Annotated in this window: 22 protein-coding genes; 13 read left to right on the plus strand and 9 right to left on the minus strand. The window is 55.9% G+C overall.

Going from position 1 to position 22,721, the window contains the following annotated elements; all coding sequences use genetic code 11:
- The first annotated feature begins 103 nt into the window (after positions 1-103).
- The 4 genes from OS190_RS10300 to OS190_RS10315 all read left to right on the plus strand — a co-directional run bounded on the left by OS190_RS10300 (position 104) and on the right by OS190_RS10315 (position 3,662).
- Positions 104-1,462, plus strand: coding sequence for a DUF2927 domain-containing protein (locus tag OS190_RS10300; RefSeq protein WP_267158598.1), 1,359 nt, complete (start codon positions 104-106; stop codon positions 1,460-1,462).
- 46 nt (positions 1,463-1,508) lie between these two features.
- A complete protein-coding gene (locus OS190_RS10305) occupies positions 1,509-1,682 on the plus strand; it encodes an apolipoprotein acyltransferase (protein ID WP_267158599.1) in 174 nt (57 codons plus the stop codon).
- Positions 1,682-2,869, plus strand: a complete 1,188-nt coding sequence (locus OS190_RS10310) for a vWA domain-containing protein (RefSeq protein WP_267158600.1) — start codon at positions 1,682-1,684, stop codon at positions 2,867-2,869. Before OS190_RS10305 ends, OS190_RS10310 begins: the two co-directional genes overlap by 1 nt.
- Positions 2,870-2,972: 103 nt before the next feature.
- Positions 2,973-3,662 (plus strand): M48 family metalloprotease, encoded by a 690-nt coding sequence (locus OS190_RS10315; protein WP_267158601.1) that lies wholly within the window; start codon positions 2,973-2,975, stop codon positions 3,660-3,662.
- Here the strand turns inward: OS190_RS10315 and OS190_RS10320 are convergent.
- From OS190_RS10320 to OS190_RS10340, 5 genes are all read right to left on the minus strand, one after another.
- Positions 3,659-4,207, minus strand: coding sequence for an RSP_2648 family PIN domain-containing protein (locus OS190_RS10320; RefSeq protein WP_267158602.1), 549 nt, complete (start codon positions 4,205-4,207; stop codon positions 3,659-3,661). The genes OS190_RS10315 and OS190_RS10320 overlap by 4 nt on opposite strands.
- A 5-nt stretch (positions 4,208-4,212) precedes the next feature.
- Positions 4,213-5,445 (minus strand): RSP_2647 family RNA methyltransferase, encoded by a 1,233-nt coding sequence (locus tag OS190_RS10325; protein WP_267158603.1) that lies wholly within the window; start codon positions 5,443-5,445, stop codon positions 4,213-4,215.
- Between the two features lie 94 nt (positions 5,446-5,539).
- A complete protein-coding gene (locus OS190_RS10330) occupies positions 5,540-6,184 on the minus strand; it encodes a DUF6778 family protein (RefSeq protein WP_267158604.1) in 645 nt (214 codons plus the stop codon).
- Between the two features lie 221 nt (positions 6,185-6,405).
- Positions 6,406-6,678, minus strand: coding sequence for a hypothetical protein (locus tag OS190_RS10335; protein WP_267158605.1), 273 nt, complete (start codon positions 6,676-6,678; stop codon positions 6,406-6,408).
- Positions 6,675-9,473: a [protein-PII] uridylyltransferase family protein gene (locus tag OS190_RS10340; RefSeq protein ID WP_267158606.1), complete on the minus strand. Its 2,799-nt coding sequence runs from the start codon at positions 9,471-9,473 to the stop codon at positions 6,675-6,677. The genes OS190_RS10335 and OS190_RS10340 overlap by 4 nt, the downstream gene beginning before the upstream one ends.
- Before the next feature lie 28 nt (positions 9,474-9,501).
- Here OS190_RS10340 and OS190_RS10345 point away from each other — a divergent pair, with 28 nt between their 5' ends.
- The 4 genes from OS190_RS10345 (at position 9,502) to OS190_RS10360 (ending at position 11,943) form a co-directional block, all read left to right on the plus strand.
- The gene (locus tag OS190_RS10345) at positions 9,502-9,978 is read left to right on the plus strand and encodes a YbaK/EbsC family protein (protein ID WP_267158607.1); all 477 of its coding nucleotides are present in this window, start codon (positions 9,502-9,504) and stop codon (positions 9,976-9,978) included.
- Between the two features lie 133 nt (positions 9,979-10,111).
- The gene (locus OS190_RS10350; RefSeq protein ID WP_267158608.1) at positions 10,112-10,516 is read left to right on the plus strand and encodes a DUF2852 domain-containing protein; all 405 of its coding nucleotides are present in this window, start codon (positions 10,112-10,114) and stop codon (positions 10,514-10,516) included.
- Between the two features lie 87 nt (positions 10,517-10,603).
- The gene (locus OS190_RS10355; protein WP_267158609.1) at positions 10,604-11,029 is read left to right on the plus strand and encodes an RDD family protein; all 426 of its coding nucleotides are present in this window, start codon (positions 10,604-10,606) and stop codon (positions 11,027-11,029) included.
- A gap of 92 nt (positions 11,030-11,121) precedes the next feature.
- Positions 11,122-11,943, plus strand: a complete 822-nt coding sequence (locus OS190_RS10360; RefSeq protein ID WP_267158610.1) for an arginyltransferase — start codon at positions 11,122-11,124, stop codon at positions 11,941-11,943.
- A gap of 167 nt (positions 11,944-12,110) precedes the next feature.
- Here OS190_RS10360 and OS190_RS10365 read toward each other — a convergent pair whose 3' ends face one another.
- The 3 genes from OS190_RS10365 to OS190_RS10375 form a co-directional block, all read right to left on the minus strand.
- On the minus strand, positions 12,111-14,462 hold the full coding sequence (locus tag OS190_RS10365) for a TRAP transporter large permease (protein WP_267158611.1): 2,352 nt from the start codon (positions 14,460-14,462) through the stop codon (positions 12,111-12,113).
- On the minus strand, positions 14,462-15,352 hold the full coding sequence (locus OS190_RS10370; RefSeq protein ID WP_267158612.1) for a TRAP transporter small permease subunit: 891 nt from the start codon (positions 15,350-15,352) through the stop codon (positions 14,462-14,464). Before OS190_RS10370 ends, OS190_RS10365 begins: the two co-directional genes overlap by 1 nt.
- A gap of 108 nt (positions 15,353-15,460) precedes the next feature.
- Positions 15,461-16,555 (minus strand): TRAP transporter substrate-binding protein, encoded by a 1,095-nt coding sequence (locus OS190_RS10375; protein ID WP_267158613.1) that lies wholly within the window; start codon positions 16,553-16,555, stop codon positions 15,461-15,463.
- An 824-nt stretch (positions 16,556-17,379) separates the two neighbouring features.
- Here OS190_RS10375 and OS190_RS10380 point away from each other — a divergent pair.
- Together OS190_RS10380 and ilvN are read left to right on the plus strand one after the other, a co-directional pair.
- A complete protein-coding gene (locus tag OS190_RS10380) occupies positions 17,380-19,131 on the plus strand; it encodes an acetolactate synthase 3 large subunit (RefSeq protein ID WP_267158614.1) in 1,752 nt (583 codons plus the stop codon).
- A gap of 70 nt (positions 19,132-19,201) precedes the next feature.
- Entirely contained in the window at positions 19,202-19,762 is a 561-nt protein-coding gene (gene ilvN, locus OS190_RS10385) for an acetolactate synthase small subunit (RefSeq protein WP_267158615.1), read from the plus strand.
- Between the two features lie 41 nt (positions 19,763-19,803).
- Here ilvN and OS190_RS10390 read toward each other — a convergent pair whose 3' ends face one another.
- Positions 19,804-20,151 (minus strand): hypothetical protein, encoded by a 348-nt coding sequence (locus tag OS190_RS10390; protein WP_267158616.1) that lies wholly within the window; start codon positions 20,149-20,151, stop codon positions 19,804-19,806.
- Positions 20,152-20,368: 217 nt separating this feature from the next.
- Between OS190_RS10390 and OS190_RS10395 the strand changes: the two genes are divergently transcribed.
- The 3 genes from OS190_RS10395 to OS190_RS10405 all read left to right on the plus strand — a co-directional run bounded on the left by OS190_RS10395 (position 20,369) and on the right by OS190_RS10405 (position 22,662).
- Positions 20,369-21,166 (plus strand): helix-turn-helix domain-containing protein, encoded by a 798-nt coding sequence (locus OS190_RS10395; RefSeq protein WP_267158617.1) that lies wholly within the window; start codon positions 20,369-20,371, stop codon positions 21,164-21,166.
- Between the two features lie 93 nt (positions 21,167-21,259).
- On the plus strand, positions 21,260-22,423 hold the full coding sequence (locus OS190_RS10400; protein WP_267158618.1) for an aromatic ring-hydroxylating oxygenase subunit alpha: 1,164 nt from the start codon (positions 21,260-21,262) through the stop codon (positions 22,421-22,423).
- Entirely contained in the window at positions 22,420-22,662 is a 243-nt protein-coding gene (locus OS190_RS10405) for a hypothetical protein (protein ID WP_267158619.1), read from the plus strand. Before OS190_RS10400 ends, OS190_RS10405 begins: the two co-directional genes overlap by 4 nt.
- The last annotated feature ends 59 nt before the right edge of the window (positions 22,663-22,721 follow it).

Raw genomic sequence — 22,721 nt, forward strand, 5'->3', positions numbered from 1 at the left:
AGGCAGTTATGATGATCAGTTTTGCACGTTTCGTGCACGTGGACAGCGTGCGCTCGACGCGTTTTATTTATACTCAACCCTCTGTTTTTTCAGGCCTTTGTGAATGAGGGCCCGGTCGGTTTTGCCATTGGTGATGCTGTTGAACGCCTGCGTTCCCGCCTCTCAGCACGACGTCGCTACAAGGGCTATCGTTAGTGAAAGCGCCCTGCCACCAATGAAAAGTTTCACCCGCAGCATCCCTGCTGCGCCGATCCGTTCCAACAATGATTTGGCCCTGGATTTTGTGGAACTCTCCTTTCAGATGGAATCCGGTCGTCAATTGCCTGTGCTGACGCGGTTTGAGACCCCGATTACGGTAAAGGTAACCGGGAATCCCACTTCGACACTTGGCCCTGATCTCAGCCGCCTTATCTCACGCCTGCGCAATGAGGCGAAGATCGACATCCGTCAAACAAATGGCGGCCAGGCCAACATCACAATTCAGGCTGTCAGCCGCGCCGAAATCCACAAAGTGCTGCCGCAGGCCGCCTGTTTCGTCGCACCGAATGTGTCGTCACTCGCCGAATATGCAACCGCAAGGCGCAAACCGCAAACCAACTGGACCTTGCTCAAGCGGCGAGAGCGGCTGGCGATCTTTTTGCCAAATGATTCAAGCCCCCAGGAAGTGCGCGATTGCCTGCATGAAGAACTGGCGCAGGCGCTGGGACCGTTGAACGATCTCTACCGGCTCCCCGACAGCGTGTTCAATGACGACAATGTGCATACGGTGTTAACCGGTTTTGATATGTTGATCCTGCGCACCTATTACGATCCCACACTGCGGTCTGGGATGACGCGGGGAGAGGTTGCCGCCGCCCTGCCCGAGATTCTGGCACGCACCAATCCCGCCGGTATCAACCGCGCCGCGCGGTATTCCACCCGCACCCCGAAAGCTTGGAGCAACGCGGTACAGACCGCTCTTGGGCGCGCCATCTCGGTTTCGGGGCGCACCGCCGCAGCCAGGGAAGCAATCCGCATAGCCGCCGCCATGGGCTGGGACGATCATCGCCGTGCTTTTGCCCATTATGCCATGGGCCGCGTGATGCAAACTTCGGATCCCGAGACCGCGCACCGCCATTACATCGAAGCCGAACGTTATTATTCCCGTACCCCCGGCACTGCATTGCACCGTGCCTATGTCGCAACGCAACTATCGGCCTATGCCATTTCCCGTGGTAACGGTGCCGAAGCTCTGCGGCTGATTGCCCCACATATTCGCACCGCCCACGCCAGTGAAAACGCCGCGCTGCTTTCCACCTTGCTTTTGCTGCGCGCCGAAGCGCTCGAACTGGAAAACCGCCATGCCGAAGCGCGCAGCGTCAGACTGGACAGCATTGGCTGGGCGCGATACGGCTTTGGTCCAGATTGGGCTGTGCGGGCAAAGCTGCGCGAGATTGCGTCACTGAACCCGCTCAAAGGATAACCTGTCCAAACAGGTCGTTCGGCCCTCAGATGATTGGGGTCTATAGATGATTGTCATTGTTTTAGGGGTGCTTGGTGCCTTTTGGGGCGGACTTACCGCGCGCAAACGGGGCGGCAACCGCAAGGACATCGCGCAATATGCCGCCGGTTTTGCCATGGCAGGCATGGTTGTCGGAATTGTGCTGACTGTATTGATTGACCGGCTCCTGGTGGCGGGCTGATGTTCCTGCCGTTCTTTGAACAACTGCGCGCCCACAAGGTTCCGGTTTCCATGCGGGAATTCCTCGCATTTCTGGACGGGATGGCAGCCGGCATCGCGACCTATGATGTCGAGGCGTTTTATTATCTCGCCCGGGTTGCAATGGTCAAAGACGAACGCAACATTGACAAGTTTGACCAGGCTTTCGCTACGGCATTCAAAGGCCTTGAAAACATTAGCCTGGATGATGTTCTTGAAGCGGTAGAAATCCCTCAGGACTGGCTTGCCAAGATGGCGGAAAAGCATCTGTCCCCTGAAGAAAAAGCCGAGATCGAAGCCTTGGGTGGCTTTGACAAACTGATGGAAACATTAAAAGAGCGCCTGAAAGAACAACAGAAACGTCACCAGGGCGGCAACAAATGGATCGGCACCGCCGGCACCTCGCCGTTTGGTGCATATGGCTACAACCCCGAAGGCGTGCGGATCGGGCAAAAGGAATCTCGCCACCAGCGGGCGGTCAAGGTCTGGGATAAGCGTGAATTCAAGAACCTGGACGACTCTGTTGAACTGGGCACGCGCAATATTAAGGTTGCCTTGAAACGCCTGCGCCGATGGGCTCGCGATGGCGCGCAAGAAGAACTGGACCTTGGCGGTACAATCCGTGCGACCGCCGAACACGGCTATCTTGATGTGAAAACACGGCCCGAGCGGCGCAATGCGGTCAAGGTCTTGTTGTTTCTGGACATTGGCGGTTCAATGGATCCACATGTAAAAGTGGTGGAAGAACTGTTTTCTGCTGCGACATCCGAATTCAAGCATCTGGAGCATTTCTATTTCCACAATTGCCTGTACGAAGGTGTTTGGAAGGACAACCGGCGGCGCTGGGATGAACAGATTTCAACCCATGAAATTCTACGGACCTTTGGCCCGGACTATAAGTGCATTTTTGTCGGCGACGCCTCTATGTCGCCCTATGAGGTCGCCTATCCCGGTGGCGCGAACGAACATTGGAACGCCGAAGCGGGGTCAACCTGGCTGGCACGCGCACGGGATCAATGGAACAGTAACCTGTGGATCAATCCTGTTCCGGAAAAATACTGGCCCTATACCCAGTCGATCACCATGATCCAGGAAATTTTCGGCCCGCAAGCCATGGTCCCCATGACCCTGGAAGGCCTGTCGCGTGGCATTAAGGAATTGACCCGTTAAGGTGGAAAAACACGCAGATGGTTGGTACAGCCTGCGAGGTGCATTGCTACCCGAGACTTGGGGCTGCGCTTGTCTGTAGCTGCAATGCCCCCATATCAGTGACATGATCCGTGTCCTCCCTATCATTCTGGCAATTGCCTATGGCCTTGCCATGTATCGCTTTTCCGCCTGGCGCACCGCACGTGAACTGGACGCGAAATCCACTCCTTTGGTTGATCCAGCGCTGAAGGACATGAGCGACAAATTGGCTCATGCGTTGGAACTGAAGCGCATCAAGGTGCATATTTATGAAATCGAACCTGTTAACGGATTGGCAGCACCGGACGGCCGAATTTTTATCACGCGGGGGTTTTACAACAAATTCCGCAACGGTGCCGTAACCGCCGAGGAACTCGCCAGTGTGATCGCGCATGAATTGGGCCATGTCGCTCTGGGCCATTCGCGGCGCCGGATGATTGATTTTTCCGGCCAAAATGCAATCCGTACAGTGCTGGCAATGGTACTGGGGCGCTTTATTCCCTTCGCGGGTGTATGGATTGCCAATATGTTGACCACGCTTTTGGCAGCGCGCCTGTCACGCAGCGACGAATACGAGGCGGACGCCTATGCCGCCGCGCTGTTGACCAAAGCGGGAATCGGTGTGGGACCACAAATATCACTGTTCAAAAAACTTGAGGCGCTCACCCAATCGAATGCTGGAACAGCGCCGGCATGGTTGTTGAGCCATCCCAAGACCGAAGCGCGCGTTGCCGCCTTGCAGACATTGCAAAAGCGTTGGAACTCGCCTGACTAGACGGACTGCGCAAGCGCTTTGGCCAGCCGTGGCAGGCGCGCTTTTTTCAGAAGCGGCCGCATGCCCCAATCCTGACCGGAAAGGCGGCGGGCGGTTGCCAGAACGGCCTGAGCAATATCTTCGATCAACTCGGGATGCTCCGCCCAGAGACTGGTCAAATAGCTGTCAGGATCAACCCGGGTCAGGTCATGCTCTGCCAATGTCGCGCGTGGAAAATCTTTGGCATTCAGGGTCATGATACTGTCGGCACTGGAATCAACCGCCACGGCCAGAACATGTATGTCATTTTCATCAGGCAACCAAAGGCGTTGTTCCAACTGTGGTGCCGCAGGGCGTGCCGCTGCGGGCCAGGAAGCGCGCAACAATGCAATTTCGCCACGGGCCTGCGCCTCTCCTGTTGGCCCGATCTTGACCGCGGCGCGCGCCCATTCTTCCAGAATACGTTCCGACCAGATGGGCTCAAATAGCCCGGTTCTGGCGGTCCCCAAAACCATTTCGCGCATGACCGTCGGGTAAAGAACGCAGGCATCGATCAATATGCGCACCACCATCAGAGACGGAAAAACAGCGACTTCAGATAGCCGCTTTCGGCCAGTTGTGGTAACTGCGGATGATCTGCCCCCGCAAACCCCGTGTGCAAGAGGATACCGCGCCGCCCTGCTCTTCCGATGCCGCGCACGGATGCTGTACGAAAAGCGCTAAGATCTGCCGCATGTGAACAGGAACACAGGCCAAGTACGCCATTTTCCGCAACCAGCGGCGCGGCCAGGCGGGCAATGCGTTCATAGGCACGCAGACCCGCTTCGAGGGCTTTCTTGGAGGGGGCAAAGGATGGCGGATCACAGATCACCACGTCGAATTCCGCCCCTTCACTGCGCAGGGCCGCAAGCGTATCAAAGGCATCGCCATGTCGGGTGCTGTACCTGTCTTGCATCCCCATGGCAGCAGCCCCCTGCGCGGCTAATTCAAGCGCCGGTGCTGATCCATCCACAGCCAGGGCACTCTCGGCACCCGCCGCCAAAGCGGCCAGGGAAAACCCGCCGACATGGGAAAACACATCCAACACCCGCAGGCCCCGTGTCAAATGCGCGGCAAAAGCATGGTTGGGGCGCTGGTCATAGAACAGGCCGGTTTTCTGACCGCCGGTCAAATCGGCCATATAGGTCGCGCCATTCATCGGGACGGGCAGCGGTGCGTCAGGCAGCGCGCCCGTGGTCACACCCGAAACATCATCCAGCCCTTCGAGGGTGCGAGTCCGGCCACCGGCATTTTTAAGCACGTTGCAGACGCCGGTTACCGCGACAAGGGCTGCGCTGAGCATCTCCATGCGCAGATCGGCCCAGGCGGCATTGGGTTGCACCACACAGGTATCGCCAAAACGGTCGATGATCACACCGGGAAGGCCATCCGCCTCGGCATGGACCAGGCGATAAAAGGGGGCATCATAAAGCTGGCTACGCAATGCAAGGGCACGAGCGATCCTGGCTTCGAACCATGTCTGATCAACGACGGTTTCAGGATCAGGATCCAGCATCCGTCCAATAATCTTGGAGTTCGGGTTCATCGCCACCAATCCCAAGACCTGTCGGTCACTGTCTTCCAGACGCGCGAGGGTCCCGGGGGCAAGGTTCTTGGTCCGTCGATCGACCACCATTTCATTGGCATAGACCCAAGGTGCACCGAAACGGATCGCACGGGCGTTGGCCTTGGGCATCAACCGGACGGTTGGCATGGCTTTTGCAATTTCATCAGAGGCGGGGGATGGGGAATGGGGCACTGTCATAGCGCCCCTTTAGTCGGTTCGCGCCTGTTGGGAAAGCGCTGAATTGAACCATCGGCAAAGTCCGACCCGCGCATTGGCTGTAATCAAGGTGGTGTCAGGCCGAAACAAACCGTGCCAGTTCCTGACGGATCGCCTGTGCAAGGAAATTCGTCACGCGTACTTTCTGGGTCTGCCCCTTACGCTCTGCCTCGATAGCGCTGCGTCCGCCCAGAGCCGGCAAATCTGCAGTAACCTGCCGCGTCGGAGCGAGCGCCGCGCCAGTGGATGCCCGCCGGACCGTCAGGTTGAACACCATGTTGTGCACACCACCGACAGAATAACGGGTCTTTTCCGTGACGGAATGAAACCTGACCAGCTCCACATCGAGAATTACGCCGGTAGGACCCGACAAATCCTTGGTGCCAGCCCGAAAGGCAGTATCAAAGATCTGGGTGATCTGTGCATAGCGGTCGCCGATGGGATCCCCGCGCCAGACAATATCGGCCTTGGGATAGTAACTATTCGCTTCGGAAACAGTAAGCGTTCTGGGTACATTGATGTTGATTTGGGTGACAGTCATGGGCAGTTGCGCATGCAGCCTCTCGGTGTTGCCAGTCGCCAAAGGCTGGCTCGCAGGCTGGCTATCGGACGGCGGCGTCACCTCGTAAGGAGCATTGCGGCTTGCGATGTCCGGCACATTGCCACAGGCGGCGACAGATACACCAAGTGTCATTGCGGTGAATAATTTCAAAGTTTGCATATCTACCTCGGTTTTTTCTCTTATGGCGCGGTTGGTTTCCCCGCTTTTGTTTGTCTTATGCATGACGGCAAATTGAGGCAGTTTTAGGGCGTGTTTTTATTGATTTTCAAACGTTACGGATTCGCATCACCGAGAAGACTGCGGATCTGTGTGACCTCTGCGGCCCTATCCAACAGTGCCGAAACAATGGCACCGAAACCAGAGGAGACCATGATCGGCCTCTAGTTGCGCGGCCGAGACCGCCAGCCGCCACGCCGACGTGGTGCTGCCATACTGGCAAGGCCCTCACTGAGAACTTCGGTCATAGGGTGGCTTGCGTTCTCGGGGCGATATTGATCCAGCAATTTGGCGATCGTTGTGCCGGTGTCCTGTTCCAACGGCAGGCTCAGCGCCCAATCCAGAAAAATCGATCGACATTCCGGTTTGGTAATTCCCTCTATCCGGTAGCTTTCATAGATCAGACCCTTGGGATCTTGCCGGTCGCCTTTGTTCATTCTTCATCTCCGGCGTGCTCAGCCAATGTGGAATTGATGACAGCAGCAGCCTCGGCGCATTTCTGTTCCAAATGCGCCTGGGCGGTTTCCAATGTGTCGCATCCCAACGCTCGTGCCAGAAAGGCCGAGCCTGCCTGCCCCAAGGTTGCGGCATCCAGGGCACCAGGTGTCAAGAGCCGGACCGCACATTGCAATTGCCAACACACTGCATAGGCCTCGCATAGGGTCTGCGCTTCTTTCTCTGCGATCAGCCCCAGCATCCGCGCAGCGTCGATCCCGTCGGTGATCCGGTGTGCATAGCGCCCAGCGATCAAGGCACCGGCCTGGGCAAACAGCTCGATGTCCTGCAAGCGCCCCGGCCCGATTTTTGCATCCCAGATACCTTCCTGTGCCTTGCTTGCAGCAATACGACTCCGCATATCGGCCACATCCCGCAGCACCCGTGCCAGATCACTTGGCAAAGCCAACACCGTCGCGCACAGCTGATCTACGTCTCTTTTCAGATCTTTCGGCCCTGCAACCACACTGGCGCGGGTCAAGGCCAGATGTTCCCAAACCCAAGCCTGGGTAGTCTGATAGCTTTCAAAGCTCGCCAGGCTGGTCGCGACCGGCCCCTGATTGCCCGAGGGACGCAGACGCATGTCGATATCGTATAATTTGCCTTGAGACATCGGTGCGGTCATCGCCGTGATCATGGCCTGGGTCAGGCGCGCATAATATAGCCGCGAGGGCAAGGACCGTTTCCCCTGCGAGGCCTCTTGTCCAAGCGGATCATAGATCACCAACAGGTCAAGGTCTGAAGTGGCGTTCAGCCGCCCTGCCCCCAGCGACCCCATCCCCAACAGGACCGCACCGCGACCGGGAGGGGCACCGTAGCGGGTGGCAAATTCATCCGTCACCACCGGCCAAAGCGCACGCAGTACGGCGCGTGCCAGATCTGCATATTGCGCGGCAGCAGTCTTTGCATCCGTCAACCCGCGCAACAAATGTACACCAATTCGAAAATGCCATTCCCGCGCCCAACGCCGCGTCCCGTCAAGCCGGAACTCATAGCCCGGTTCGGCCGCCAGTACGCCCGACAATGCCTCGTGCAATCCTGCTTCACCCGGCCAATCGCTAAAGAAATCGCCGCCAATCACAGCATCAAAAACGCCAGCATTGCGTGACAGATGAGCCGCCAGCGCCTGCGACGTGCTGACCACATCAATCAAAAGATCAGCCAGTTGGGGGTTGGCACCGAGCAGGGAAAATAGCTGCACACCGGCCGGCAAACCTGCGAGAAAACCGTCAAGGGCCAGGAGCGCCTCGTCCGGCTTGGCCGCCTGCGCAAGCCGCGCCAGCAAATCGGGCTTGAGTCGTTCAAAAATCTCTGCACCGCGTTGGGAGCGCATTGCCGGATAGCTGTGCCAGCGGTCCAAAACCTGTTTATCAAAGCGATGCGGTTGCGCAGTGACCGGGATTTTGGACTGCGTTTTTGCAAAAAAGCCTTCCGTCAGATCGTGTACCTCTGACAAACGGCGGTGCAGATCGGATTGCAGCGCCGGCACATCTGTATCCATCATTGCAGCCAGTCGTTCAAACCCCTCCACCGACTGTGGCAGGTCGTGGGTCTGGGCATCGCGCACCATCTGCAAGCGGTGCTCCACCGTTCGATGAGCGCGGTAATGATCCGTCAGGCTATCGGCCACCCCCTGTGGCAGCCATTCCTTTCTGGCCAGTACAGCAAGGTTGTCGCAGGTGCCGCGTCCGCGCAACTCAACATCACGCCCGCCCGCAATCAGTTGTCGTGTCTGGGTAAAAAACTCGATCTCGCGGATGCCGCCACGGCCAAGTTTCATATTGTGCCCTGGCAAGGTAATCGGCCCCCCGAGGCCCTTGTGTTCGCGGATCGCCAGACGCATGTCATGGGCGTCCTGTATCGCCGCGAAATCCAGATGCCGACGCCAGATGAAGGGACGCAGGGTTTTTATGAATTCTGCTCCGGCCTTCAGGTCTCCTGCGCAGGGCCGCGCCTTGATATAGGCCGCGCGTTCCCAGGTACGGCCAAGGCTTTCATAATACCGCTCGGCCGCTTCCATCGCCATGCAAACCGGTGTCACTGCCGGGTCAGGGCGTAAACGCAAATCTGTACGAAAGACATATCCTTGCGCCGTAAGGTCACTTAACGTGGCACTCATCGCACGGGTTGCACGCACAAAGGCCGCCCGTGCATCGTGAAAATCCACCGTCGCAAACCGGGTTTCGTCAAACAGGCAAATCAGGTCGATATCCGATGAATAGTTCAATTCATGGGCACCCATTTTTCCCATGGCCAGCACCGTCATCCCCCCGGCATCCGCCAGATCGTCCATCGTCATCCCCGGCACCTTGCCCCGTTTGATTTGCGGCGCAAGCCCGGCGCGCAACGCCGCCCAGCAGGCGGCATCAGCAAAATCCGTCAAGACCCCGGTCACCTGTTCCAACGACCATGCACCGCCCAGATCCGCCAGCGCAGCCATCAACGCCACGCGCCGCTTGCCAATGCGCAGGGGATCCGCAACCGCTTCTGCGGGCAGATCGCGCGCTTCGGTGATCACCTCTTGTACGGCGCTGGCCGGGTCTGCGACCGCCTGTGTCAGCCATGGCATTTCTTTTTCAAGTAAATGCATAAGATAGGGCGCACAGGACGCCGCCCCGACAACCAGCGCATGGAGTTCGACCGGCAGCTCCGTCACCAGCGCCTGCGCGTCCAGCGCTCGCTCCTTGTTGAAGATGCGCGGGACGCGGGTAATCTGTGAGGCAAGCGTGGTTGTCATGCCCCGATCTTTGCGTCAGTGTCGCCCCATGAGCAAGAGCCTGAAACGCGTTAGCGCCCTTTTGGACAGTCTGGAAACCCCTGTCGAGATCCTTGAGACGGCCTTGGCACGCACCGCCCAGGACGCAGCCACGGCCATCGGTTGCGAAGTAGACCAAATAGCCAAATCGATCGTGTTACGCGGCGAAAACTCAGGTGAGGCATTGTTGTTCATCACCGCCGGCGGCCAACAGGTCGATCTTGACGCCGCAGCGCGTTTGGCAAAGGAACCCCTGGGCAAGGCAGATGCCGCATTGATCCGCGCCCAGACCGGGTTTGCCATTGGCGGTGTCTCCCCCATTGGCCATGTGAATAAATGCCGCAAGTGGTTTGATGAAAACCTGCTTCGTTTTGACAAGATTTGGGCGGCCGCGGGCACGCCACATCACGTTTTTGGTATGAATCCATATCAGGTTTTAAAAATATCAGGGGCGCAAACCGCTGATTTCATTAGCGTTTCTAAATAAATGTAAATAACATTCACATTTAGCCTTGCATGCCCCCGCACAATGCCCATTTTGGATAATGTAAAAGGCATTCACATAAGACCTTTTAGTCAGCTAGGCCGCAGACAGGCCTACACATAAGAAAGGCCCGACCATGACAACCATGACATCCGAACAGACCTTCGCCCCCAGGCCAAACTGGTTTGTACGCACTGAAAAGTGGCTTGATGACAAAGGCAAAGGGGCATGGATTGCCGCAATGGTCCTTGGATTTGTATTTTTCTGGCCTGTTGGTCTCGCCCTTCTCGCTTATATGATCTGGAGCAAACGCATGTTTAATGGCACGTCCTGCAGCGCACGGCGCAACCGCACCGTAATGTCCACCCGTAGCACCGGCAACGCAGCATTTGACGCCTACAAAGCCGATACTCTGCGCCGTCTGGAAGATGAACAAAACAACTTCGAAGCCTTCCTGGAGCGCCTGCGCGAAGCCAAGGACAAAGCCGAATTCGACCAGTTCATGGACGATCGCGCGAAACGCGAAGACGCCCGCGACTGAGCCGGCCCAATACGGCCCTCCCCCCCCGGACGCCCCCGGGGGGGACCCATTTTTGAAACCGATTTCCCGAACTGCAAAGAGAGCGTAATGACACCTGATCCTGATATCCTGCCCCAGTTTTACCAGGGAGTGCCGAGCAAACGTCTGTTCGCCTGGGTGGTTGATACGGTCCTGGTCGTGGCGATCTGCCTGATCATTGTGCCTTTCACTGCCTTTACCGGACTGTTCTTTTTCCCCTTGCTGATGCTGGTGGTTGGTTTCATCTATCGCGTTGCCACTCTGGCCAGCGGTTCAGCAACCTGGGGCATGCGCCTGCTTTCTGTCGAACTGCGTCAGGCCGATGACCATCCCCTTGAGGGTACCACTGCGCTCTTGCACACTCTGGGGTACACCATTTCCCTTGCGATGCCGTTTCTGCAACTGATTTCGATCATTCTGATGCTGACCTCCGCACGCCGTCAGGGATTGACGGATATGATACTTGGCACTGTCGCGCTCAACCGGCGTCGTTAACCACATGCGCGGATAAACGACAATTTAGTAAAACTATGCTTGGCTGCCCCGGGGGTCAGCGCTACAATCTAACTCACAAAAGATTGGATACCATGCGCCACACACTGCCCCTCACGCCACAGTTCTATGTAACGGCACCACAACCCTGCCCCTATCTGGAGGGCCGCATGGAACGCAAGCTGTTCACGGCATTGCAGGGTGACAATGCCGGGGCGTTGAACGACAGCCTGTCAGCCCAGGGCTTTCGCCGCTCTCAGAATGTACTGTATCGACCGTCCTGCGCAGATTGCGCCTCCTGTCTCTCTGCCCGGATCGATGTGGCCGCTTTCACCGCCAGCCGCAGCCAGCGACGGATCATCAAACGCAATGTGGGGCTTGAACGGCGTGCAACTTCTCCCTGGGCGACAGAGGATCAATACGAACTCTTCCGCCGCTACCTGGACAGCCGCCATGCGGATGGTGGCATGGCGGATATGGATGTGTTCGAATTCGCAGCCATGGTAGAGGAAACCCCGATCCGCAGCCGCGTCATCGAATATATCGACAGCGACACCCGTGCACTGGCAGGTGTCTGCCTGACCGATGTGCTCGCTGACGGGGTCAGCATGGTGTATTCTTTCTACACGCCTGACCGTCCCAAGGATGGCCTGGGCAATTACATCATCCTTGATCATATCGAGATTGCCCGCAGCGCCGGTCTGCCCTACGTCTATTTGGGTTACTGGGTGCCCGGCAGCCAGAAAATGGGATACAAGGCCAAGTTCTCAGGCCTCGAAGTCTACCTTGGCGGCAAATGGCAAAAGCTCAAAGATCCCGACGCTTTTGAGCCGACGCAACATCCGCTCAGCAACGATCCCATTGCAGAACAGGTCTCCAATATCGCCCTGCCCGACATGGCGCACAGACGGCGCTGACACCCGCTTTTCTTTTTGGCCTAATATACCGAAATGCGACAGCTGCTGCGCAGGGTCGTTCTGCGTTCGACGATTTCCCCCCCACAAACGCCTTGCACGAAAAACGTGAGGCCGCCTTTTCGGGGCGGCCTCTCAATCGGATTACACCTTGTTTCTTGTACAACCGGTCACGGCACCAGATCGGGAACAATCGTTACAATCGAAGGGAAGAGCCACAGAATGGCCAACCCACCAACCTGGATCAAAACAAACGGAATGATGCCGCGATAGATATGTTTTGTCGTAACTGAAGCCGGTGCCACGCCACGCAGATAGAAAAGCGCGAAACCGAAGGGCGGCGTCAGGAAGGATGTCTGCAGGTTGACCGCAATCATGATGGTTACCCATTTGGGGTCAAAGGTACCACCATAGATCACTGGACCGACAATCGGCACAACGATGTAGATAATCTCAAGAAAATCCAGAACGAAGCCGAGAATGAACAACACCAGCATCACCAGCAAAAAGACCGTCATCTCGTTGTCAAAAGACTTGAGAAACTGCTGGATATAATGTTCGCCACCAAAGCTGATCACCACCAGGTTCAGCAACTGCGACCCGATCAGGATCGTGAACACCATCGAAGTCACCTTCGCGGTCTCACGCACCACCGGTGTCAGGACACCATGTGTGAACAGAACCCAGCAAGAGAACAGCAGGCCAAACACCGCATAAAGATAGGCACCATAGGCGACAAAGAAGGCAATCCAGCTTTCTGCGTTGACCCCTTCCTGATTGATTCGCAGGTCAAAGTTCACACCGACCAGAATACAGACGATGATCGCCAGCGTAGACCAGATGATGATCTTGGGAGAACGGTCTTCGTCGCGCAGCTTGCGATAGGCAGCCAGCATGATCGCCCCGCCTGCCCCCAAGGCCGCAGCGGGCGTCGGATTTGTGATCCCGCCCAGGATTGATCCCAGCACCGCCACGATCAACATCAAGGGTGGAAATACCACACGGATCAATTCGTTCTGGGCACAAACGCGCGTGGCATGAACCACCCCATAAAGCGCGATGGCAAAGGGGATCGCCATAAGTACAACAGTTGCCCCTGCAGAGGTGGTGGGACCGATCAACAATATATCAACCAGCACGGCAAGAACGATACCCGCTGCACCGATGACAAGCGGTCGGGCTGCTGAAGAAGGCGACACACCACGACCAAAAGCCAGAAACAGCGACAACAGGGTCAACAAGATTGCATTGCCTGTGCCAATGGGTGCCACATCGGAAATCCTCGCAGCACGTTTTGCTGTGAGTTCTTCTTCACTCAACCGGACAGATTGGGTCACCCCGCCGGCGTCCTCGATCACCTTCTGCTCCTGCACGGCGGCATCCCATGCCTCCTGCCCATGCAGTTCGATCATCGCAACCTTGCATTCATCGCTGACATTGGTCCGCAGGCTTGCGGCGTCCCCGGACTCAGAGAAACTCGACACCGTTGTTGATTGACTGCCTATGATACCCAAATTACCCAACAGAACCGTCCCGACGACCAGAATGACCGGTACGCCGATAAACCAGGTAAGCCCCTCGCCCCGTGTAATAGGTTCGGAATTGGTGGTCCCCAGTGCCACCGCAGGTGCCTTTTCGGGGTTCATCAAGGCATAGCCGAATGCATAGAGCGCATAAAGAAGCGCTAACAATATCCCGGGCAGAAGTGCTGCCTGGAACAGGGTGCCGACCGAAACTACCGCGGGTTCCCCCAGCAGGGTCAAGGCATCGTTACATCCGGCAACCTGCGCCCGCGCTTCTTGGGCGGCAGAGTAAAGATCGCCCGCCAAGGTACCCAACAGGACAATGACAATTGACGGAGGAATGATCTGCCCCAAGGTACCTGAGGCCGCGATAACCCCCGTTGCAATTTCCGGAGAGTACCCGTTGCGCAACATCGTGGGCAGCGCCAGCAACCCCATCGTCACAACAGTTGCACCGACAATACCCGTTGACGCGGCAAGGAAGGCACCGACAACAACGACCGATACCGCCAGACCACCTGGCAACGGTCCGAAAACCTTGGCCATTGTGGTCAAGAGGTCATCGGCGATTTTTGAACGCTCCAGCGTGATGCCCATCAAAACAAACATCAAAACCGCCAGCAAGGTTTCAATCGACTGCCCCGCCAGAACGCGTTCGTTCATCCGGTTCACGATAAAGGATACGTTGCGATCCAGTGCAACTTCCCAACCCGAGGGAAATACGGATTCCGCCACGCGTGGTAAATCGGGGTACCTGAACAGGGACACGCTGTCCTCTTTGACGCCGGAATTGACCAAGGCGCGGTAAGCGTCAGAGGAGGTGTCGATCGCTTGGTGGATCATCAACCCCGCGGAATCGAGCGCTGCGATGATCCCAAATGAAATGATACCCGCACCACCAATGGCAAAAGCCACCGGAAAGCCGGAAAGGATGCCACCGAACAGGCAGACGAATACGATAATCAGGCCGACTTCGACCCCATCGAGACCCAAAAACATCAGTGCGTTCCCTCGTATGCTTCTTCGCCATCGCCAAGGGTGTCCTTGTCGAGATATTTCCCTTCGCTTTGAGGGCCTTCGCGCAGTTCCAGATAGGAACGATAAAACACGACCAGCGCCTGCATCAGGATCATGATGCAAAAAGCACAGAGCAGTATTTTGAACAGGAAATAGCCATTGAAGCCGCTTGGACTGAACCCGAATGTCTCCACATTCCAGCGCAGTGCCCGTGCCTTGGTCAACAACCGCTCAAGCGTATCGGACGCAGAGGGATTGGGCACGATCAGATGACGCCATAAAAAGAACCAGCCGTACATCCACGTCAGCACCGCAAATGGGACCATGAAAATGACAGCGCCCACCATATCAATGATCTTCTTGGTGCGAAACTTTGCCGGACCATACAGCAGATCAACACGCACATGACTGCCCTGTATAAAGGCATAGGACACACACAGACAAATGATCAACGCGTTGTACAGCTTTAGCTCTTCGGCATACCAGGAGATGTCAAATTGCATCGGCACGCCAAAACCCAGAACGATGTCGGGCCGTGTGAAAATACGTTGCATGAAGACGATGATGATCTGTTGAATGATCATCAGCAGCCCAGCCCAGGCAACAATGCGCCCAATGCCATTGCCGATTTTTTCAAAGAACCGGACGTAGCCCCACATGATCTCGTTTCGCACCATACCGATCACGGTCATGATGATCACCGCAACGAGCAATACAAAAAACAATTCAGCCGAAGCCCCGAAATACACAAAACGCATGATCGCCTGACTGTCACTCCAGTTCAGCCAAAGCTGCGGATGCGTGATGGCATAGCCGAAATTATAGAATGCAAGCGCGAGGTTTGAAATAAACCACCAAAGTGCGTCAATCATGCTGGAAAGTTCCTGTTCGGAATATCGTGAAACCCGTCCGCGCCGCTGTTGGCTCGGACAGGGGATAACGGATTAGCGGCGGTTCTGAAACCGCCGCTAACGCCCGACTTAGTTGTCCATTGCGGCCAGAACGCGGTTGCGTTCTGTTGCGTATTTGCCTTCAGACAATGCCAGCCATTCACCGGATTCGCGCATTGATTTCTGCGCTGACTCATGGATTTCCTTGAACAGATCATCATCCGTGAAGCCCTGCAGAACTTCTGCGGATGCCTTACCAAATGCATCCCAGATTTCGCCTGAGAATTCGTGGATCTGCGTGCCGCCGGATTTCAGACGCTGCAAGGCCGGACCGTTGCTGGCCACGAACAGGGAATAGTTGTGCTGGTGAGCATCTGCACAGGATACTTCGATGGCACGCTGCTGTGCAGGTGTCAGACCCTCGAACAGTTCAAGGTTGGTCGCAACAGAGAGCGCAGCACCAGGCTCGTGGAAACCCGCTGGATAATAGTGATCGCAGACTTCTTGCAAACCCAGTTTTTCATCCGACCAAGGGCCGATCCACTCGGTACCGTCAAGTGCGCCGCTTGAAAGGGCTTGATAGATTTCACCGCCCGGCAGAACTTGAACAGAAGCGCCCAACTTGGACAATGCCTGCCCACCAAGGCCCGGCATGCGGAACTTGAGACCGTTAAAATCCTCGGCTGTATTGATTTCCTTACGGAACCATCCACCGCCCTGCGCGCCTGTCTGACCGGCAAGATAGGATTTGAGGCCGAACACCTCTCCCAGGTTATGATGCAGCGCTTTGCCGTCCGCACCATAGTACCAGGTCATCATTTCCGGCGCGGACATACCAAATGGCACGGCCGTGAAATAGGCGAACGCAGGGTGCTGGCCGGTGAAATAATAATCGGCACCATGATACATGTCGGCCTGACCTGATGTCACCGCATCAAATACCTCGAATGCGCCAACCAATTCGCCCGCACCCTTGGGGTCGATCGTGATCTGGCCATCAGTGATGTCGCTGACATTCTTTACAACCCGCTCAACCGAGTCCCAGACCCCGGCAAGGCCGCGCGGCCAGGTGGTGACCATTGTCAGTGTGCGCTTGCCTTGTGCATAAGCAGGTGCTGCGAGCGTTGTCGCGGCGGCGGCTGTACCGCCAAGTGCAGATGTCTTCAAAAATGAACGACGATCCATAGGTTACTCCTCCCGAGTAGGATGCCCACGTCGCAGTTTCTTCACGCGTGGGTCGTTTCAAGTTTGGCCACCCTAACGCCAGTAGCAGAAAGTGGAATACCTTTTATTAGTAAAGAGAGTGACGGAGGCAACTTAGAGCACTGATTTGTCCGGACAAAACCAAAAAATGTGCCCTGTCGCCAACCAGAGGAAACACCATCGTACGCCTCTACCCCATGCTTTGCGGGTGATTCGTCGAATCGAATCGTTCGAGCACCGGTTTCCGCCTGGATTTGTCTCAACGACTCACTGCAGCTTGGGCTTTTGTCGGCCATTGCGATGGTCAGCGCATCTTGGTCATGCAGGGTGATCCGCCTGGTCGTCAAAGTACGGCAAGATAGCGGCATGGCTATAGCCGCCTCTTGTTCATGTCGGTCAATTGCTCTCGTTGCCATTGGGATCGGTTTGCAACGCCAGGATCGGGATCAAGTAATGCGAACTGACCGCCATGGGATGCCGGGCTACAGTGGCGGCCCCTCCCCTTGATTTCAACTTATGTCGTGAGGAGCACCTGAACCGAAACATAATTCCAGAAACGCACCCTCTAGCGACATATTTTTCATGTGTTTGCTGGTTGACGCCCCTTAAAACCCCTCATAATGTCTCCAAACGTAAAGAGGAGCCCTTGGGCATGACTGAACTAGTCGTCATTCTTAGACATTCGCGCATGGGCCGGTGACGGTAGACCATAATTCGACCCATGCGCCCCCGACATTCTCGGGGGTTTTTTTATGCGCCAAACGAACTTAAACACGGCACAACATACCGCCGCACGGAGCAAGACAATGACACGCCAAATGACCGGAGCCAAAATGATCGTCCAAGCCCTGATTGACCAGGGTGTGGACACTGTATTCGGATACCCCGGCGGCGCTGTGCTACCTATCTATGACGAAGTGTTTCAGCAGAATTCGATCAAACATGTGCTTGTACGTCACGAACAGGGCGCGGTGCATGCGGCCGAGGGTTATGCGCGTTCCACTGGCAAGCCCGGTGTTGTTCTGGTCACCTCCGGCCCCGGTGCGACAAATGCCGTAACCGGCCTGACGGACGCCCTGCTTGATTCCATCCCCCTGGTGGTTCTGACCGGTCAGGTCCCGACCTTCATGATCGGATCGGATGCTTTTCAAGAAGCGGATACAGTCGGCATCACGCGACCCTGCACCAAACACAACTGGCTGGTGAAGGAAACCGACAGGTTGTCAGGCGTCATCCATGAAGCGTTCCATGTCGCCACTTCGGGGCGGCCCGGTCCCGTGTTGGTCGACATTCCCAAGGACGTGCAATTCGCCACGGGAAAATACACACCCAAAGCGCCATCAACATCACATTACCAACCGCAGCTCAAAGGTGATCTTGAAGAGATCACCGAACTGGTTGCCGCCATCGAAAAGGCCAAACGCCCTGTGTTCTATACAGGTGGTGGGGTCATCAACTCCGGTCCGGCCGCATCGCAATTGTTGCGTGAACTGGTTGAGGCTACGGGTTTTCCGATCACCTCAACCCTGATGGGTTTGGGCTGTTATCCGGCTTCGGGCGACAAATGGTTGGGCATGCTCGGGATGCACGGCCTGTATGAAGCCAATATGGCAATGCATGACTGCGACCTGATGATCAACATCGGTGCACGATTTGATGATCGTATCACCGGCGTTGTGGACATGTTCAGCCCGAAATCGAAAAAAGCCCATATCGACATTGATCCGTCCTCCATCAACAAGGTGATCCGCGTCGACATCCCGATCATGGGTGATGTTGGGCATGTGCTTGAGGATTTGCTGAAAATTTGGAAGTCACGCGGGCGCAAGACCAATTCAGAAGCCGTTGCCAAGTGGTGGAAACAGATTGACGAATGGCGCAGCATTGATTGTCTGAAGTTCGAGCAGAAAGGCAAGGTGATCAAGCCTCAATACGCGCTGGCGCGTCTTGAAGCCCTGACCAAGGATCACGACCGCTACATCTGCACCGAGGTCGGGCAGCACCAGATGTGGGCTGCGCAATATCTTGGTTTTGAAGACCCAAATCGCTGGATGACCTCAGGTGGACTGGGCACGATGGGTTATGGTTTTCCGGCATCGATTGGCGTGCAAATGGCCCATCCAGAAAGTCTGGTCGTGAATGTTGCGGGCGAAGCCTCGTGGTTGATGAACATGCAAGAACTGGGCACCGCGATGCAATACAACTTGCCCGTCAAACAATTTATCCTGAACAACGAACGTCTTGGCATGGTGCGCCAATGGCAGGAACTGCTGCATGGGGAGCGCTATTCCTCAAGCTGGTCCGAAGCCCTGCCCGATTTTGTGAAACTCGCCGATGCATTCGGGGCCAAGGGCATCATCTGCTCGGATCCTGATGATCTCGACGATGCGATCATGGAAATGATTACACATGACGGGCCGGTGATCTTTGACTGTCTTGTGGAAAAGCACGAGAACTGTTTTCCGATGATCCCGTCAGGCAAGGCCCATAACGAGATGATCATGGGCGAGGTTGATACCTCAACCGCTATTGATGCCGAGGGCAAGGTGCTGGTTTAGACCGTTTTCCTTCGCAGAAAACGGACGGAAACGCTGAAGGTTTCCGATGCAGAAATAAGGGATACGAATAATGTCAGCTCTAAAAATCAAAAAAGGTGCCAACTCGCACTCTGCCTACAACCTACGACCGAGCTACTCTGACGTGATTGAACGTCATACACTGGCAGTGTTGGTCGAAAACGAACCGGGCGTGCTGGCGCGCGTGATTGGGCTTTTCTCGGGACGCGGATATAACATCGACAGCCTGACGGTCGCTGAGGTGGACCACACAGGGCACCTGAGCCGTATCACCATCGTAACCTCGGGTACGCCGCAAATCGTCGAACAGATCAAGGCGCAACTGGGCCGGATCGTTTCGGTCCACGAGGTTCATGACCTGACGGTGGAAGGTGCCAGCGTCGAACGCGAGCTGGCAATGTTCAAGGTGGTCGGCAAAGGCGATCATCGCGTCGAAGCACTGCGCCTTGCCGATATTTTCCGCGCAAATGTTGTGGACAGCACCTTGGAAAGCTTTGTGTTCGAAATCACCGGAGCACCGGAAAAAATAGATGCCTTTGCGGATTTGATGCGCCCTCTGGGCCTGAGCGAAGTCGCGCGAACCGGTGTTGCGGCGTTATCGCGAGGCGACTAACCCCTTCCTGTGACCTTCAACGGTGGGGCCGTTTGACCGGCCTAGCCGTTGCTGATCTTGCACTGCTCTGAATGTATCTTGGCGGCGCCGTGGAAAGGGATGACTTTTCCGACCAGACAATCAGGTTCCTCATCATTACGGCTGACGTTCTGGCGCAGCCCGTCCTGCAGTCCATTGCACATCTTCGGTTTCACAATATGTGCATTATGTGCACGGCGAGTCTTGCTTTCGACGGTCACGTCGAATTGCACCATATCACCCGGTTGCAAAACCATGTTTTCGGTATCCTCGACCGAAGTGGCGTTAAAATAGGCCAAGTCGCCATGATCCTCGCACCAAAACACTGCTTTTTGATCGTTCACATCGCTCCAAAGTACCACGCCCATCATATTGTTTATAGTTCCCTCGATTGTTCCTGTTTTTGTAACCAACTTACACAATATAGAGAGAAGCTGATCCAAAGCACGTTGGTATTTGTGTCTAAGCACCGGGAGCGATGCAGCTAAGGCGCATCAGCTACGTTGCTAAGCCGCGTCAAATGTGGAATTAAGCGCCTATGCCGACATTTTACATTATGTGATTTACGCCTCAGATAGACACTGCGCCATGACACTTACAAAACAGTCCCCTGCTGAACTCCGGAATATGTTTGGTGCGAACCTGCGCCAACTCTCAGAAGCTTATCCCTCGATCTCGGATCTTTCGCGGCAATTGGGTATCAACCGGACGCAGTACAATCGGTATCTATCAGGTGAGAGCTTTCCTCGGCCGGACGTATTGGCCCGCATCTGTGCATTCTTCAAGGTAGACGCGCGTGTCTTGCTGGAACCCGTTGACCAGATTGGATCCGGGCAAGACCCGATTTCAAATCCTTTCCTGCATGACTTTCTGCCGGAATCTTCGTCAAAAATACCAAATGACTTGTTTCCCAGTGGTTTCTACCGGTTTTCGCGCCGCAGCTTTACCAACAAGGACGTGTTCATCGTTGGCCTCGTATTTGTCAAACGCGTTGGCACCAACACCTATATGCGGGGATATGAGTCCATCAATGCGATGCGGGTTCAGAACCTGCCAACCAATGCCCGCGCGCGTGAATTCCGTGGCATTGCGATGCAACAGGAAGACGGTATCAGCCTGTTGGTTTCGCGCCGCAATGCAATGACTTCATCGTTCAATTTTCTGAACCGGGTTGCTTCGTTCGAGAATAACTATTGGGTCGGATACATCACTCGGACTATACCTGAGGATGCAAAGGGGCTGCGTGCAACCCGCATGGTTTATGAATATCTGGGCCCAAAGCCCGTCGATGCTTTGCCCGCTGCGCGAAAGACCGGGTTTCACACGGTCGAGGAATTGTTGCCTTATCACCGACGGCTTCTTCAGACGGATATGACATTTGCCTGAGGACACGATGTCGCCCCTGACAAAAACGGGTCGCTGACAGGAACGCCCAATCTGGTGCGTGCTTTATCCTGCTGACAACAGCAGGAGAGCCACATGCCTGATACCATCACCGACGTTAGCGCCGTGCGGCGGCCTATTTCGCAGGCCAATGGCCTGCCCAATGCACATTACATCGATCAAGGCGTCCACGCCGAAGAACGTCAGGCGGTTCTGGTCGATAACTGGGCGGGCCTGGCTGTTGCCTCTGATGTACCCGAAATCGGGGGTGCGGTGCCACTGACCTTCCTGGACATGCCCTTGCTGTTACTGCGCGACAAACAAGGTCAAATCCGGGTATTCCAGAACATATGCCGCCACCGGGGCATGGTTCTGGTCGACGCTGCGCGCAAGATCGAAGGGGCGATCCGCTGTCCCTACCACAGCTGGTGCTATTCAACCGACGGACGATTGGTCAGCACACCGCATGTAGGGGGACCGGGGCAAAATACCCATGAAGATATTGACCGAGACCTTCTTGGCCTGATCGAAGTACGCAGCTTTATCTGGATGGATGTGGTGTTCATCAATCTGTCTGGCACTGCCGCCCCGTTTGAAATGATCAACGCCGACCTGATGGCGCGCTGGCGTGCCTTTGACAAACCATTGTTTCACGGAGGACCGGCAAGTCGTTTTACCCTTGAGGTCAATTGCAACTGGAAACTGGCGGTCGAGAATTATTGTGAAAGTTACCATTTGCCCTGGGTGCATCCGGGCTTGAACAGCTATTCAAGACTGGAAGACCATTATCACATCGAAGCCACAGGCAAGTTTTCTGGCCAGGGCACCCTGGTATATCGCCAGATTTCGGATTCCGATGGCTCGGTATTTCCCGATTTCACAGAGCTGGACAGCAAATGGGACAAGGCCGCAGAATATATTGCTGTCTATCCAAATGTCCTGTTGGGTGTGCACCGGGATCACACCTTTGCGATCGTGTTGGTGCCAGACGGCCCTGAACGCACGCTCGAATATGTACATCTATATTACGCCGCGCCAGACACGTCTGAGACGCTGCGCACCAAAAACGCAGCGCAGTGGAAGGAAGTTTTTGCCGAAGATGTCTTTGTCGTTGAGGGAATGCAGCGTGGCCGCCATGCAGCCGGCTTTGACGGGGGTCGGTTTTCTCCGGCAATGGACGGGCCAACGCATTTGTTTCACGACTGGGTCGCGACACAAATGGAACGCCACCGCGGCTTGAAAGCGCATGCCGCGGAATGAGCAAGCTGGACGCTGCCCTGCTCGCGGCGCATGCAAGCGGGAATACCGAAAGGCTGGTAGCGCTCTATTCCCAGGCCGCAGACGAGGCCGAGTCAGCCGAAGGCGCGGCTTTTTACCTGACCCAGGCTTATGTCTTTGCACTGGAGGCGGGGCATGCCGATGCCCCGTCCCTGCACCAACGCCTGCTTGATGCCGGACGCGAAGAACCCCTGGGACTTGCGCGTGCCCCCAGGCGTTAGATGCACGTCATTCATTTCATGCCAGCGCAGGTTTGGTGAGCGCGGGGTTCGGATTTCTG

It is taken from the genome of Sulfitobacter sp. F26204, from assembly GCF_026410305.1.
Classification (GTDB): domain Bacteria; phylum Pseudomonadota; class Alphaproteobacteria; order Rhodobacterales; family Rhodobacteraceae; genus Sulfitobacter.

What these genes read in the sequence shown, in the direction of transcription:
- OS190_RS10300 (WP_267158598.1), top strand. Translation starts at nt 104, where the DNA reads ATGAGGGCCCGGTCGGTTTTGCCATTGGTGATGCTGTTGAACGCCTGC.
- OS190_RS10305 (WP_267158599.1), top strand. Translation starts at nt 1,509, where the DNA reads ATGATTGTCATTGTTTTAGGGGTGCTTGGTGCCTTTTGGGGCGGACTT.
- OS190_RS10310 (WP_267158600.1), top strand. Translation starts at nt 1,682, where the DNA reads ATGTTCCTGCCGTTCTTTGAACAACTGCGCGCCCACAAGGTTCCGGTT.
- OS190_RS10315 (WP_267158601.1), top strand. Translation starts at nt 2,973, where the DNA reads ATGATCCGTGTCCTCCCTATCATTCTGGCAATTGCCTATGGCCTTGCC.
- OS190_RS10325 (WP_267158603.1), bottom strand. Translation starts at nt 5,445, where the DNA reads ATGACAGTGCCCCATTCCCCATCCCCCGCCTCTGATGAAATTGCAAAA.
- OS190_RS10330 (WP_267158604.1), bottom strand. Translation starts at nt 6,184, where the DNA reads ATGCAAACTTTGAAATTATTCACCGCAATGACACTTGGTGTATCTGTC.
- OS190_RS10335 (WP_267158605.1), bottom strand. Translation starts at nt 6,678, where the DNA reads ATGAACAAAGGCGACCGGCAAGATCCCAAGGGTCTGATCTATGAAAGC.
- OS190_RS10340 (WP_267158606.1), bottom strand. Translation starts at nt 9,473, where the DNA reads ATGACAACCACGCTTGCCTCACAGATTACCCGCGTCCCGCGCATCTTC.
- OS190_RS10345 (WP_267158607.1), top strand. Translation starts at nt 9,502, where the DNA reads ATGAGCAAGAGCCTGAAACGCGTTAGCGCCCTTTTGGACAGTCTGGAA.
- OS190_RS10350 (WP_267158608.1), top strand. Translation starts at nt 10,112, where the DNA reads ATGACAACCATGACATCCGAACAGACCTTCGCCCCCAGGCCAAACTGG.
- OS190_RS10355 (WP_267158609.1), top strand. Translation starts at nt 10,604, where the DNA reads ATGACACCTGATCCTGATATCCTGCCCCAGTTTTACCAGGGAGTGCCG.
- OS190_RS10360 (WP_267158610.1), top strand. Translation starts at nt 11,122, where the DNA reads ATGCGCCACACACTGCCCCTCACGCCACAGTTCTATGTAACGGCACCA.
- OS190_RS10365 (WP_267158611.1), bottom strand. Translation starts at nt 14,462, where the DNA reads ATGTTTTTGGGTCTCGATGGGGTCGAAGTCGGCCTGATTATCGTATTC.
- OS190_RS10370 (WP_267158612.1), bottom strand. Translation starts at nt 15,352, where the DNA reads ATGATTGACGCACTTTGGTGGTTTATTTCAAACCTCGCGCTTGCATTC.
- OS190_RS10375 (WP_267158613.1), bottom strand. Translation starts at nt 16,555, where the DNA reads ATGGATCGTCGTTCATTTTTGAAGACATCTGCACTTGGCGGTACAGCC.
- OS190_RS10380 (WP_267158614.1), top strand. Translation starts at nt 17,380, where the DNA reads ATGACACGCCAAATGACCGGAGCCAAAATGATCGTCCAAGCCCTGATT.
- ilvN (WP_267158615.1), top strand. Translation starts at nt 19,202, where the DNA reads ATGTCAGCTCTAAAAATCAAAAAAGGTGCCAACTCGCACTCTGCCTAC.
- OS190_RS10390 (WP_267158616.1), bottom strand. Translation starts at nt 20,151, where the DNA reads ATGATGGGCGTGGTACTTTGGAGCGATGTGAACGATCAAAAAGCAGTG.
- OS190_RS10395 (WP_267158617.1), top strand. Translation starts at nt 20,369, where the DNA reads ATGACACTTACAAAACAGTCCCCTGCTGAACTCCGGAATATGTTTGGT.
- OS190_RS10400 (WP_267158618.1), top strand. Translation starts at nt 21,260, where the DNA reads ATGCCTGATACCATCACCGACGTTAGCGCCGTGCGGCGGCCTATTTCG.
- OS190_RS10405 (WP_267158619.1), top strand. Translation starts at nt 22,420, where the DNA reads ATGAGCAAGCTGGACGCTGCCCTGCTCGCGGCGCATGCAAGCGGGAAT.